Here is an 11,569-nt window from a genome sequence, read left to right as displayed (position 1 = left end):
TAGGCGAGGTGCCGAGTGTTGGGGCAAGAGCGTTTTGCTTACTTTTGCGCTCTATCAAAAGTGAGCCGCCGTAAGGGCGGAACCATAAGCCGCCGTTACCCAAATATCGGATATGCCCCAACCCACGAGTCCAATCATGCCCCTGTCCCTAACCAACCATACCCACAACAATGGCATATCCCTAACCACACAAAAGCCCCCACCATGAATGACCACACCGAATTCGCCCACCTCGAATCCGACACCGACCTCATCGCCAGCTTCCCAGTAATGCACCAACTGCGCCCCCACCTCACCGACGCCACCGCATTCGCCGAACAAATCCACCGCCAACGGCAAAACGGCTATCACCTGCTGGCAGCAAAAGAGCACGGCAAGGTAATAGGCCTGGCCGGCTATCGGCTAACCGAAAACACCCTGTATGGCCGCTTCATCTACGTGGATGACCTGGTGATAGACGCCACACAGCAACGACGCCGCCTGGGCGAACAACTGCTGGACCGCGTACGCGAAGAAACCCGCGCCCGAGGCTACCGCTGGCTGGTACTGGACACCGGCATGCACATGGCCCTGGCCCAACGCTTCTATTTCCGCCAGGGCCTGTTGCCCCTGGGCATGCACTTTTCCCAGGACCTGAGCCAATGACCCGCGCCCTACTCCTCAGTTTCAGCCCCCACGGCAAAGCCGCACAGACCTTCAAACTGGCCCGCGCCTTGTTGCGCGACCTGGTCCCCGACGCCGAGGTGACCGAGCGTGACTACGGCGCCCAGGCACTGCCGCCCTTGAGCCGTGAATATGCCAACGCGCTGACCACCCCCGGCGCAATCACCAGCAGCGCCACGGCACTCTCGGAACAGTTGATCGTGGAGTTGGAAGCCTGTGACCTGCTGATCCTGTGCACCCCCGTACATAATTTCACCGTGCCGGCGGCCCTCAAGGCCTGGATCGATCATGTGGTGCGCATCCAGCGCAGTTTTACGGTGAATGAACAGTTCGCCAAAGTCGGCTTGCTGCAGGACCGGCGCACCTTTGTCCTGGTCAGTTCAGGAAACGCCCGCAAGGGCCATGAGCCGGACTTCCTGACCCCGTACATGAGCGCCATCCTGTCGACGGTGGGCATCCACTCGGTGGATTTCGTCTACCTGCCGGCCATGGTGCGCGGTGAAGAAGCGGTCAACCGCGCCCTGGAACAGGCGCACCGGCAACTCGCGGTGGCAATCAGCTCTGGCCTATAAAAATAATGGCGCTAGAATCAGCGCCATTCTTGCGCCTGACTTCCTGATACGAGCCCCCCCCCCATGAGCTTTGATTTCGACACGATCCACCCCCGCCTCGGCACCGGCAGCACCAAGTGGAACCGCTACCCGCAAGACGTGTTGCCGATGTGGATCGCCGACATGGACATCGCCGCCCCACCCGCCGTCCTGCAAGCCCTGCACGCGCGCCTCGACCAGCAGGTGCTGGGCTACAGCGTCGCCGGGCCGGATGTGCGCGAGGCGATCATCGCCGACCTGTGGGCCAAGTACGCCTGGCGTGTGCAGCCGGATGAGCTGCTGTTCCTGCCCGGCGTCGAGCCAGGCTTCAATATGGCGCTGCACGCGTTTGTCCAGCCGGGCCAGCCTGTGGTGCTGCAAACCCCCAACTACCGGCCGATTCGCCTGGCACCGGGCCACTGGAACCTGCCGCGCATCGAAGTACCGTTCGAGTTGGTGAACGGCGAATACCTGACGCCAATGCCCGCGATGCGCCAGGCGCTCAACGGCGCCGGCGCGCTGTTGCTGAGCAACCCGCATAACCCCATCGGCAAAGTCTTCCCTCGCGAAGAACTGCTGGCCGTGGCCAACGCCTGCCTGGAACACGGCGCGCTGATCATCTCCGACGAGATCCATGCCGAACTGTGCTTCGACGGCCGCCGTCACATTCCCACCGCCAGCCTCAGCCCCGAGATCGCCCAGCGCACCATTACCCTGATGTCGGCGAGCAAGGCCTACAACGTCGCCGGCCTGAAGACCTGCTTCGCGGTGATCCAGAACGCCGAGATCCGCGAGCGCTTCAACAATGCCCGTTGCGGCATGGTCGACAGCGTCAGCCCACTGGGCCTGGAAGCCACCCGCGCGGCCTACAGCCAGTGCAGTGATTGGCTCGACGCGCTGGTGCAGTACCTGCAAAGCAACCGTGACTACCTGCTCGACGCCGTGCAAACCCGCCTGCCTAGTGTGGTGATGCACGCGCCACAAGGCACCTACCTGGCTTGGCTGGATTGCAGCGCCCTGGGCCTGGATGACCCGCAGCAGTTCTTCCTGGAACAGGCCAAGGTCGGCTTGAGCGCCGGTATCGAGTTCGGTGACGACAGCCAGCAATTCGTGCGCCTGAACTTCGGCTGCCCACGGGCCATGCTGGAAGAAGGCCTGCACCGCATGGAGCGTGCCCTGCGTAACCGTCAGGCCTAATTCACAACATTTCGCAACGAGTGCCGAACCCCTCGATCGCTCGTCCGCCCCCAAAGCCCTGACTACAAGTCGAAAATGGACGAGGCGATCAACAAGCTGCCGGAGATCTGGGGCAAGACCGGCATGCAGGAGCCGAACGTCGAGTTCCGCGTCAGTGAATTGCCCTCCGACGTCAAATCCAAGATCGCCACCGCCCTCGATGCTGTGCCGGACAGCCAATACGACGGCATCGCCAAGATGTTCGGCGACGGCGACAAGGCCGTCACCGAGGCCACCGAAGGCCTGGGACCGACGACAGCATCTCCCGTTTCCAGCAGTCGAAATGGGAACACTTCGACGAGACCCCGCAAAAAGTCGGCTCGTCGAGCAATCGGCTGGATGGGGGCTTGCACAAGGATTACAAAGACCCGAACGAGAATCCGAAGAATCTGCCCAGCGATGCCCCGCCGGAAAGACCGCAGCCTCATCCACCCGGCGGCTCAGGCCCGAAAATAGCCTGACGGCTCCTAAAGTGGGGTGAGCGGGGTTTTAGAGTTTGGCGATGGACACTTCGGTGGACTTCACAAACGCAATCACTTCACTGCCAACCTTCAATTCCAAGTCACGCACCGAGCGGGTGGTGATCACCGAAGTGACAATGCCGGACGCGGTCTGCACGTCGATTTCCGACACCACTTCCCCCAGCAGGATTTCCTTGATCACGCCCTTGAACTGGTTGCGCACGTTGATCGCTTTAATGGTCATGTCGGCTTTCCTTTTGGCTGTTGGGTCAATCCGCACGAATGCGCAGGCCCTCAAAATGCGCCATCGACGCGAACATTAAAAGGAATATATAACTCTTTATTTATTCGATACAGATATATAAGTACTGTTGCCCAGCCAACAGTGCTTCAACAATCTGCTCTCTGCCACCACAGCAATTAGCCCCTACAACCCCGTAAATACGCCTTCCAGGCACATGGCACAGAGACTGCATATTCCTATAAAGCATGATGGAACATGCAAACCAAATTTTCTGAATATAAGAAAAGCCTTCTCTCAACGCCTTGCCGGAGCTGTTCCATGAAAGCCTTCACCCAACGCTTATTCGGCGCCTGCGCCCTCGCACTGTGCCTGCCAACCCTGGTCCACGCCGCCGACGCCGATCCCGCCGAAGTCAACCTCGACTACGCCTATTACTCGCCCGTGAGCCTGGTGCTCAAGCACTTCGGCTGGCTGGAACAAGCCTTGCCGCAATCCAAGGTGGGCTGGGTGTTGAGCCAGGGCAGCAACCGTTCGCTGGAGTACCTCAACAGTGGCGGTGTGGACTTTGCCTCGTCGGCCAGCCTGTCGGCAGTATTGAGTCGCGCCAACGGCAGTCCGATCAAATCGGTGTACGTGTACAGCCGCGCCGAATGGACCGCGTTGGTGGTGCGCAAAGACTCGCCGCTCAACAGCGTCACCGACCTCAAGGGCAAGAAAATCGCCGCCACCAAAGGCACCGACCCGTACCTCTTCACCCTGCGCAGCCTGCAACAGGCCGGGCTGAAAAAGGACGACGTAGAACTGGTGCATCTGCAACATCCGGACGGCCGCACTGCGCTGGAAAAAGGTGACGTGGACGCCTGGGCCGGTCTCGACCCGCACATGGCCGCCAGTGAAATCCAGGCCGGTTCGCGCCTGCTGTACCGCAATAAAGACTTCAACAGCTACGGCGTGGTCAGCGTCACCGAGAAGTTCGCCAAGACGCATCCGCAGACCATCACCAAGGTGCTCGGCGCCTATGAGAAGGCTCGGGATTGGGCGGTGAAGCACCCGGATGAATTCGCCAAACTGCTGGCCGACGAGTCCGGCCTGCCGCTGGAAGTGGCCAAGCTGCAACTCTCGCGCACCGACCTGAGCACGCCGTTCCTGAGCAGCAAGGATGTGGTGGCGTCGAAGGCGGCCGCGCCGATCCTGGTGTCCGAAGAACTGGTGCGCAAAGGCGTGAATGTGGACCAGGTGATCGACCAGTTGATCGACACCTCGTTCGGCCATTAAGGAGCCCGTGATGACCAGCAAAACCCAAGCATTGCCCCTTGCCGCACCGGTGGTGATCAACCGCAGCGCTTGGCCGCGGCGGCTCAAGGGCCTGGTGTTGCCGGTGCTGATCCTGCTGGTGCTGGAGGTGGTGGTGCGCGTGGGTTGGCTGCCGTCGTACCAGATGCCGGCACCCAGCGAGATCGCGGTGACCCTCACCGACCTGGCCGAAGGCGCATTGTGGAAACACATCAGCGCCAGCCTTGGCCGGGTGCTGCTGGGCTTCGCCATTGGCGCCAGCCTGGCTTTGGTGTTTGCCGCCTGGGTCGGCTTGAGTCGTGAGGCGGAGGCCTACCTCGAACCGACCTTTGCAGGGCTACGTTCGATCCCGAGCCTGGCTTGGGTACCGCTGTTGCTGCTGTGGCTGGGCATCGACGAAACGTCGAAGATTGTGCTGATCGCGATTGGCGCATTTTTCCCGGTGTACCTCAACGGCGTCGCGGCCATTCGTGATATCGACCGCAAGCTGGTGGAAGTCGGGCAAATGTACGGTTTCAGCCGGCGGCGGCTGGTGCGTCGAGTCCTGCTGCCCGCCGCCCTGCCGGGCCTATTCACCGGGTTGCGCAGTGGCTTGAGCCTGGCCTGGATGTTCCTGGTGGCGGCTGAGTTGATTGCGGCCACTAAGGGGCTGGGTTACCTGCTCAGTGATGGGCGGGAAACCTCGCGGCCGGATATCGTGCTGGCGGCGATTATCGTGTTGGCGCTGTTGGGCAAGGTCAGCGATGGCCTGCTTGCGACGTTGGAGAGGCGTTGCCTGGCCTGGCGCGACACGTTCCAGGGAGCAGGACAATGAGCGTAAAACCGCTGTTGGATATTCATGTCGCGCGTAAAAGCTTCACCAGCACCACCGTGTTGAAAGACGTGCGCCTGGTGCTGCAGCCACGCGAAGCCGTGAGCCTGCTCGGCCCCAGCGGCTGCGGCAAAAGCACCTTGCTGCGCATCGTCGCCGGCCTGGAACAGGACTTCCAGGGCGAACTGCGCAGCCCCGATGGCGAAGTAGCCTTTGTATTCCAGGAACCACGGTTGATGCCCTGGCTCACGGTGGAACAGAACATCGGCTTCAGCGATGACAGCCACTACGACAAGGCCTGGGTCGCGCAGTTGATCGAGGAAGTCGGCCTGAAGGGTTTTGCCCAGGCGCTGCCCAAGGCGTTGTCCGGCGGCATGGCGCAACGGGTAGCGATTGCGCGGGGCCTGTATTCACGGCCGCAGGTGTTACTGCTGGATGAGCCGTTCAGCGCAGTCGATGCGTTTACCCGTATGAAGCTGCAGGATTTGCTGCTGCAACTGGCCGAACATCATGCCATCGCCTTGTTGCTGGTGACCCATGATGTGGACGAGGCACTGTACCTGAGTGACCGGGTGCTGGTGATGGACAACCGACCGAGCAGCATTCGCCAGGAATTGGCGGTGAACCTGCCGCACCCGCGTGACCGGCGTGATCCGTTGCTGGCGCAGCTCAAGGCGCAATCCTTGACTGAGCTGCAACGTGCCCACGTGATCTAGACGACCTTGCGCAAGGTCACCCAATACCGCGTCCGCGCCTGCACCTCCAGCCCCAGGGTCGAGGCCAGCAGGTTGAGGATGCGGTCGGTGTCGTCCAGGCGGAAGCTGCCGGTGACCCGCAACGATTCCAGGCTCGGCTCCCAGCGCAACACACCCGACCGATAACGCTCCAGCTCCCGCAGGAAGTCACCCAGCGCCTGGTTCTGCGCGGTCAGCACGCCATCGCGCCAGCCTGGTTGCAACACATCGAAAGGCACCCAGGCCCCTAATCCGCTGGCTTTGAGCGGCGCTTGCTGCCCACCTTGCAAAGTCGTCATCTGCCCGTTCAAGTCGCGCACCTGGACGGAGCCTTCAAGCACCGACACCAGACAACCGGCGGCCAGCTGCCGTACACACACTTCAGCCTGGCTGACCCGCAGCTCGCCGTAGCGCGTCTGCACGGTCATCGTCGCCGTGCCTGGCACATCCAGCGCCAGCTCGCCCTCCACCAGGCTGATGCGACGCTGCGCCAGGTCCACGTCTACCGCCGTCGCCGTATTGAGCTGCAAGCTGGCGCCATCGGCCAGCCCCATGCGCTTACGCTCGCCGGTGGCGGTGTGCACGTCGGCACGCCAGGCCTCGATGGGCAATTGGCGGCTGACCAACCAAGCGGTCGGCACCAGCGCAGCGATACCCAGCGCACGCTTGAGCACGGCACGGCGTCCCGGTTGCGGACGGTCGAGGCTGGCCATCGCCAAGGCCTGGGGCAAGTCGCTGAAGCGCTGGCGCAGGGTCTGGGCTTTTTGCCAGGTCTGTTCGTGCTGGGGGTGGCTGTCACGCCAATGCTGCAATGCGGCGTGATCACGCTCGGTGGCCGCGCCGGACTCCAGCAGCGCCAACCATTGCGCGGCGGCGCGGGCAACGTCGCGGCTCACAGGTCCACCAGCAGGCAATGTTCGTAGGCCTGGGCCATGTAGCGTTTGACCGTGCGCTCCGACACGTCGAGGCGCTCGGCAATCTCCCGGTAACCCAGCCCTTCCAGTTGGCTCCACAGGAAGGCGCGGCGGACCAGCACCGGCAAGCCATCCAGCAATTCATCCAGGGCTTGCAAGGTTTCCAGCACCAGCCAGCGCTGTTCAGGCGACGGCACGCAGGTTTCCGGGAGACTCGCCAAGGCATTCAGATAGGCCTGTTCAAGGCTGCGCCGCTGATGAAAATTCACTAATAGACGCTTGCCGACGGTCACCAGGTAGGCGCGCGGCTCCTGCATCTGCGCAATCGGCTGGGCGCTGGCCAGCACACGCAAGAAGGTATCCTGGCTCAGGTCGGCCGCATCCCAGGCATTGCCCAGACGCCGGCGCAGCCAGCTTTCCAGCCAGCTACGGTGGTCACGGTACAGGCTCGACAGCGTCAGTTCGGGGGCGTGGGTCGGAACAACAGCATCATTCATGGCAAGCGACCTGCGCGGCGCGAGTGAGTCTCAAATGAGATTCATTCTATTTAATATCGTGCCGACACACCATGGTCTTTTCAACGTTGTGTTTATTCGGACGCCTCTGCGTCAAACACCTGCCCGCGGCCTACCACGCTGGCAGGCTTGAGCACGGCTCCCGGCGCCAACACCGCATTGGCGCCGATCCGGCACTGGTCACCGAGCAACGCGCCAAACTTATCGCAACCGGTGCGCTGCAATGCCCCGTCCACTCGTACCAACACTTCTTTGTCATCGCGCTCATTGCGGTAGTTGGCGACGATGCTCCCAGCCTCCAGGTTGATCCCCTGCCCCAACACCGAATCACCGACAAAGTTGAAATGCGCCAGCTTGCTGCCGCTGAACACGAAGGACGTCTTCAACTCAGCGCCGGGGCCGATGATGCAGTGCTCATCCAGCCAGCAACCGCCACGCAGCAGCGAGCCGCTGGCGACAAAACAGTGGGCACCGATGATCAGCGGCGGCTTGAGCAAGGCACCCGCCTCGACCGTGGCAGTGCGGTGGATGGCGATTTCATCTTGAATGACGTACTCGTCGGCCGGCAGTTCGGCCAACAATTGGCGAACGATGGCGGGCGCCTGACTGACCAGTGCCCAAGGCGCCAGGTCGGCCCACGGCGCAAGGCGGGAGTCAGAGATAGGGGCGATGTAGTCGGTGAGTCGGATCAACGTTTAATCCTCTAACCGTCAGAGAAGACCGAAACGCTAGCATGGACAAACGCATCTTTACTATTTGTCTTGTTATGGATATTTTATCTATACACGCCACTGAGGTCCGCTCCCCATGCATTTGCCCACTTACCACGACGTCATCGACGCCGCCCAACGCCTGGAAGGCATTGCCCACACCACGCCGGTATTCACCTCGCGCACCCTCGACGCGCTGACCGGTGCCCAGGTATTCATCAAGTGTGAAAACCTGCAAAGAGCTGGCTCGTTCAAGTTTCGCGGCGCCTTCAATGCGTTGTCACGTTTCGATGAGCAGCAGCGCAAGGCCGGTGTGGTGGCGTTTTCCTCCGGCAATCACGCCCAGGGGATTGCCCTGGCGGCGCAGTTGCTGGGCATACCGGCAACCATCGTGATGCCCACCGATGCGCCTGCCGCCAAGGTCGCGGCCACCCGCGAATATGGCGCCCGCGTGGTGCTGTATGACCGCTTCACCGAAGATCGCGAGCAGATCGGCCGTGACCTGGCGACTGAACACGGCCTGACCCTGATCCCGCCCTATGACCACCCGCACATCCTTGCCGGACAAGGCACGGCCGCCAAGGAGTTGCTGGAATCCACCGGCCCGCTGGATGCGTTGTTCGTCGGCCTTGGCGGCGGCGGAATGCTCTCGGGCACCGCACTGAGCACCCGCGCCCTGGCGCCTGACTGCCTGCTGTATGGCGTCGAGCCCGAAGCCGGTAATGACGGCCAGCGCTCATTTCGCAGCGGCAGCATCGTGCATATCGACACACCGGCAACAATTGCCGATGGTGCGCAGACCCAGCACTTGGGCGACTACACCTTCCCGATCATCCGCGACCGGGTGAACGACATCCTCACCGTGACGGATGCCGAGCTGGTTGGGGCGATGAAGTTCTTCATGCAGCGCATGAAATTGGTGGTCGAGCCCACCGGCTGCCTGGGGCTGGCGGCATTGCTCAATGAGGGTGACCGGTTCAAGGGTCAGCGCGTGGGCATTATCGTCACCGGTGGCAACGTCGACATCCAGAAGTATGCCGCGCTGCTCAGCGAGGCCTCATGAAGATCATCCAGACAGCGAATGCGGCCAGGCCCGCAGGCCATTACGCGCAAGCCATCCGCCACGGCGACACGCTGTACATCTCCGGGCAATTGCCGGTCAGCCCGGATGGGCAGCACAACCTGTCGGCGTCGTTTGCCGAACAGGCGCAGATAACCCTGAACAATCTGCTGGAGATCTTGAAAGCGGCCGGCGCGGCGCCAGAGGATCTGGTCAAGGTCACGGTGTACGTGGCCGGCGTCGAACACTGGCCGGCGTTCGATAGCGTGTACGCCGCCGCGCTGGGCGATCACCGCCCTGCCCGCGCGGTGGTGCCGGTGCCCGAGTTGCATCACGGGTACCTCGTGGAGATTGAAGCCGTGGCGCGCTACTTGGCGTAGGTGTAGACCGCCGCGCGCGACACGCCCAAGTGGGACGCCACGGTTTCCATGGCCCGGCGAATATCCAGGCAGCCCGAGTCTTTGAGCTCCTGCATCAGCACACGCCGGTCTGCCGTTTTCAGCGCACGCGGGGTGGTGGCCAGGCGGGCGGCGAACTGGTCGATACGCGCACGGATGACATCGGCGCCGGAAGGGTCCAGGGATTCGATGAGCTTGTCGCCGCTGACCGAACCGAACTGTTCCAGCATGCCCTGCAAGCCACGGAACAGCGAGAGGTCGACGTTCATGCACAAGGCCGCGACGTACTCGCCACTCGCACCCTTGATGCCGATCGAGGTGCTTTTGACCTGGCGGCCGTCGCTGAACTGGTTCTGGTAGTTGGCGATGACTTGCGGGTAGTCCGGGTCGGCAATCCGCGCCAGGCCCAACTCGGTGGTCGGGTCTCCCGGCGCGCGTCCGGACAGGTTGTTATGGATGGCCAGGATCGAGTGCTGCGGGTCGCGCAAGTCGTGCAGCACCACTTCGCAGAACGGGCTGAAGGTCTTGCTCAAGCCTTCGGCAATCTGTTCGAGCTGGCTGATCAGGTGAGTATCGTTGGGAGAGGTGTTTTTCATGCAAGACAACATATCCAGTCCTGGACAGGGCGTCTACTGCCGAATATCCGCGCTGATCTCCTTGATGACAAAGGTCGTCGGTAATCCCTTGACTACCGACAGTTTGAACTCTCGGTTATGTTTGCGAAATGTCCAGAAGGGAAGCGGCCCCGGTGCCGTTATCACTTCTAAATGTTCAGCCGAGTCGGGCAAAGTAAGCAGAAAACGAACTTCATAGGCAGACGCAAAACCGAACAAACCAGCCATCCGAATGCTGACGCCCAGCCGCTCATCATTCCACACACCCCGTTCGGTCATTTCCTTGGTCAGCGGCTTGAAAGGAGTAGGCACCGCGCTGACCTGCTCAATCAGATCATCCAACCTTTTCTGCAGTTGCTGGTGTTCGGCCTTTGGCACATACAGACTATTTATCTTGTCTGCGTGCACATAGTTTTTCTCAACGTCGCTCTTGCTCAAGTAGTCAGTCGATAGCTTGGTAAGCGCCAGGTAGGAATCTGCCAGCTCAACTCGCGAAATGTATTTCTCCCGCAGTTCCTGAGGCGGGATAAATGAATCCGCCGAACCGAACCTGAGGCCAAAGAACGAAGCGACGAGGGTACATCCCCCCCAAATGGCGATAGTCGCACCGATAATCACAGGCCAGCGGTAGAGCGGTTGAACCGGTGGCGACGTCGATGGACTTTGACTCATGAGGCTGATATCCCTTTCTCGCGACCGAGCCTTTACTACCCCCCTGGGCAGAAAGCGCTAAGTCGTTGGTTTAAAGGATAAAAGATATCACTTTGCCACCAATGCCGGTAGCTCAGGCGACTTGCACAATCATATCGATGCCTTCTGCGCCATTTCCGCCGCGCACGGACTCGTTGAAAACCATGGGCTGTGAATTCTGCTCATACCCCTGCGACGATGGTGCCCGTCTTGTGCGTTGACCATCCCTCTTACACACCATATAGTGTGCCCACAAACAAAACAGACCACTACATAGTGTGCAGTTTGGGTATTCACCGACCACACTATGCGCAGTATTTCAATGCCTTGAAGCCTGCAAAAACACTTATTTTTCGAATACCAGGAAGGAGCATTTCCATGCTGAGTTGGGATGAAGTCGACAACGAAGACACCGGTGCAGCGGTGATCAAGGGCGCCAACGCCGGCCACGCCAGCGAAGCCAACATGGACCGCCTCGACGGTGCCGGCGCCGCCGCCGCGCTGGAAGCCCGTAACGTGACCGCCAACGACTCCGCCGCGATCATCCGCGCCAAGGCCGCCCTCGACAAACTCGACGTCGCCGAAGGCCTCGCCGAGCTGGAAGGTTCCGCCGCCCGTGTCGCCGTTGACGAAAAG

General features: G+C 61.3%; 15 protein-coding genes and 1 pseudogene. 10 read left to right on the top strand and 6 right to left on the bottom strand.

Annotated elements, in window-relative coordinates; genetic code table 11:
• The first annotated feature begins 204 nt into the window (after positions 1-204).
• The 4 genes from WH299_RS29500 (at position 205) to WH299_RS29485 (ending at position 2,945) form a co-directional block, all read left to right on the top strand.
• Complete coding sequence (locus WH299_RS29500) at positions 205-645, top strand: GNAT family N-acetyltransferase (protein ID WP_339552003.1); 441 nt, start codon at positions 205-207, stop codon at positions 643-645.
• The gene (locus WH299_RS29495) at positions 642-1,235 is read left to right on the top strand and encodes an FMN-dependent NADH-azoreductase (protein ID WP_122728154.1); all 594 of its coding nucleotides are present in this window, start codon (positions 642-644) and stop codon (positions 1,233-1,235) included. Before WH299_RS29500 ends, WH299_RS29495 begins: the two co-directional genes overlap by 4 nt.
• A 63-nt stretch (positions 1,236-1,298) precedes the next feature.
• Positions 1,299-2,450: a MalY/PatB family protein gene (locus tag WH299_RS29490; protein ID WP_339552002.1), complete on the top strand. Its 1,152-nt coding sequence runs from the start codon at positions 1,299-1,301 to the stop codon at positions 2,448-2,450.
• 75 nt (positions 2,451-2,525) lie between these two features.
• Positions 2,526-2,945, top strand: coding sequence for a hypothetical protein (locus tag WH299_RS29485; RefSeq protein ID WP_445262726.1), 420 nt, complete (start codon positions 2,526-2,528; stop codon positions 2,943-2,945).
• Positions 2,946-2,978: 33 nt separating this feature from the next.
• On the opposite strand, the gene WH299_RS29480 is transcribed toward WH299_RS29485, so the two are convergent.
• Positions 2,979-3,194 (bottom strand): TOBE domain-containing protein, encoded by a 216-nt coding sequence (locus WH299_RS29480; protein ID WP_003173733.1) that lies wholly within the window; start codon positions 3,192-3,194, stop codon positions 2,979-2,981.
• Between the two features lie 318 nt (positions 3,195-3,512).
• Between WH299_RS29480 and WH299_RS29475 the strand changes: the two genes are divergently transcribed.
• From WH299_RS29475 to WH299_RS29465, 3 genes are read left to right on the top strand one after another with little or no spacing between them, the layout of a single operon-like run.
• Positions 3,513-4,469, top strand: a complete 957-nt coding sequence (locus WH299_RS29475; protein ID WP_122728158.1) for an aliphatic sulfonate ABC transporter substrate-binding protein — start codon at positions 3,513-3,515, stop codon at positions 4,467-4,469.
• Between the two features lie 10 nt (positions 4,470-4,479).
• Complete coding sequence (locus WH299_RS29470; RefSeq protein WP_126571750.1) at positions 4,480-5,301, top strand: ABC transporter permease; 822 nt, start codon at positions 4,480-4,482, stop codon at positions 5,299-5,301.
• Positions 5,298-6,014, top strand: coding sequence for an ABC transporter ATP-binding protein (locus WH299_RS29465; protein WP_028616018.1), 717 nt, complete (start codon positions 5,298-5,300; stop codon positions 6,012-6,014). Before WH299_RS29470 ends, WH299_RS29465 begins: the two co-directional genes overlap by 4 nt.
• Here WH299_RS29465 and WH299_RS29460 read toward each other — a convergent pair.
• The 3 genes from WH299_RS29460 to WH299_RS29450 form a co-directional block, all read right to left on the bottom strand.
• Positions 6,011-6,928: a FecR domain-containing protein gene (locus WH299_RS29460; RefSeq protein WP_339552001.1), complete on the bottom strand. Its 918-nt coding sequence runs from the start codon at positions 6,926-6,928 to the stop codon at positions 6,011-6,013. The genes WH299_RS29465 and WH299_RS29460 overlap by 4 nt on opposite strands.
• Positions 6,925-7,443, bottom strand: a complete 519-nt coding sequence (locus WH299_RS29455; protein WP_028616016.1) for a sigma-70 family RNA polymerase sigma factor — start codon at positions 7,441-7,443, stop codon at positions 6,925-6,927. The genes WH299_RS29460 and WH299_RS29455 overlap by 4 nt, the downstream gene beginning before the upstream one ends.
• Positions 7,444-7,535: 92 nt before the next feature.
• Entirely contained in the window at positions 7,536-8,153 is a 618-nt protein-coding gene (locus tag WH299_RS29450; RefSeq protein WP_339552000.1) for an LpxA family transferase, read from the bottom strand.
• 115 nt (positions 8,154-8,268) lie between these two features.
• Between WH299_RS29450 and WH299_RS29445 the strand changes: the two genes are divergently transcribed.
• Complete coding sequence (locus tag WH299_RS29445; protein ID WP_339551999.1) at positions 8,269-9,234, top strand: threo-3-hydroxy-L-aspartate ammonia-lyase; 966 nt, start codon at positions 8,269-8,271, stop codon at positions 9,232-9,234.
• Positions 9,231-9,611: a RidA family protein gene (locus WH299_RS29440; protein WP_122728182.1), complete on the top strand. Its 381-nt coding sequence runs from the start codon at positions 9,231-9,233 to the stop codon at positions 9,609-9,611. Before WH299_RS29445 ends, WH299_RS29440 begins: the two co-directional genes overlap by 4 nt.
• Here the strand turns inward: WH299_RS29440 and WH299_RS29435 are convergent.
• Both WH299_RS29435 and WH299_RS29430 read right to left on the bottom strand, forming a co-directional pair.
• The gene (locus WH299_RS29435; protein ID WP_122728184.1) at positions 9,599-10,225 is read right to left on the bottom strand and encodes a helix-turn-helix transcriptional regulator; all 627 of its coding nucleotides are present in this window, start codon (positions 10,223-10,225) and stop codon (positions 9,599-9,601) included. The genes WH299_RS29440 and WH299_RS29435 overlap by 13 nt on opposite strands.
• 33 nt (positions 10,226-10,258) lie before the next feature.
• Complete coding sequence (locus WH299_RS29430; protein ID WP_323625546.1) at positions 10,259-10,915, bottom strand: hypothetical protein; 657 nt, start codon at positions 10,913-10,915, stop codon at positions 10,259-10,261.
• A 396-nt stretch (positions 10,916-11,311) separates the two neighbouring features.
• Here WH299_RS29430 and WH299_RS29425 point away from each other — a divergent pair.
• Positions 11,312-11,569: pseudogene (locus WH299_RS29425) on the top strand (ribonucleotide-diphosphate reductase subunit beta); the annotation flags it as partial.

Origin of the sequence: Pseudomonas sp. MYb541, assembly GCF_037479595.1 — a bacterium.
In the GTDB taxonomy this organism is placed as follows: Bacteria; Pseudomonadota; Gammaproteobacteria; order Pseudomonadales; family Pseudomonadaceae; genus Aquipseudomonas; species Aquipseudomonas canadensis.
Note: the sequence above shows the minus strand (reverse complement) of the source record. Positions and strands in the feature narration are given on the sequence as shown.

What these genes read in the sequence shown, in the direction of transcription:
- WH299_RS29430 (WP_323625546.1), bottom strand. Translation starts at nt 10,915, where the DNA reads ATGAGTCAAAGTCCATCGACGTCGCCACCGGTTCAACCGCTCTACCGC.
- WH299_RS29445 (WP_339551999.1), top strand. Translation starts at nt 8,269, where the DNA reads ATGCATTTGCCCACTTACCACGACGTCATCGACGCCGCCCAACGCCTG.
- WH299_RS29470 (WP_126571750.1), top strand. Translation starts at nt 4,480, where the DNA reads ATGACCAGCAAAACCCAAGCATTGCCCCTTGCCGCACCGGTGGTGATC.
- WH299_RS29490 (WP_339552002.1), top strand. Translation starts at nt 1,299, where the DNA reads ATGAGCTTTGATTTCGACACGATCCACCCCCGCCTCGGCACCGGCAGC.
- WH299_RS29440 (WP_122728182.1), top strand. Translation starts at nt 9,231, where the DNA reads ATGAAGATCATCCAGACAGCGAATGCGGCCAGGCCCGCAGGCCATTAC.
- WH299_RS29485 (WP_445262726.1), top strand. Translation starts at nt 2,526, where the DNA reads ATGGACGAGGCGATCAACAAGCTGCCGGAGATCTGGGGCAAGACCGGC.
- WH299_RS29435 (WP_122728184.1), bottom strand. Translation starts at nt 10,225, where the DNA reads ATGAAAAACACCTCTCCCAACGATACTCACCTGATCAGCCAGCTCGAA.
- WH299_RS29480 (WP_003173733.1), bottom strand. Translation starts at nt 3,194, where the DNA reads ATGACCATTAAAGCGATCAACGTGCGCAACCAGTTCAAGGGCGTGATC.
- WH299_RS29475 (WP_122728158.1), top strand. Translation starts at nt 3,513, where the DNA reads ATGAAAGCCTTCACCCAACGCTTATTCGGCGCCTGCGCCCTCGCACTG.
- WH299_RS29465 (WP_028616018.1), top strand. Translation starts at nt 5,298, where the DNA reads ATGAGCGTAAAACCGCTGTTGGATATTCATGTCGCGCGTAAAAGCTTC.
- WH299_RS29495 (WP_122728154.1), top strand. Translation starts at nt 642, where the DNA reads ATGACCCGCGCCCTACTCCTCAGTTTCAGCCCCCACGGCAAAGCCGCA.
- WH299_RS29500 (WP_339552003.1), top strand. Translation starts at nt 205, where the DNA reads ATGAATGACCACACCGAATTCGCCCACCTCGAATCCGACACCGACCTC.
- WH299_RS29455 (WP_028616016.1), bottom strand. Translation starts at nt 7,443, where the DNA reads ATGAATGATGCTGTTGTTCCGACCCACGCCCCCGAACTGACGCTGTCG.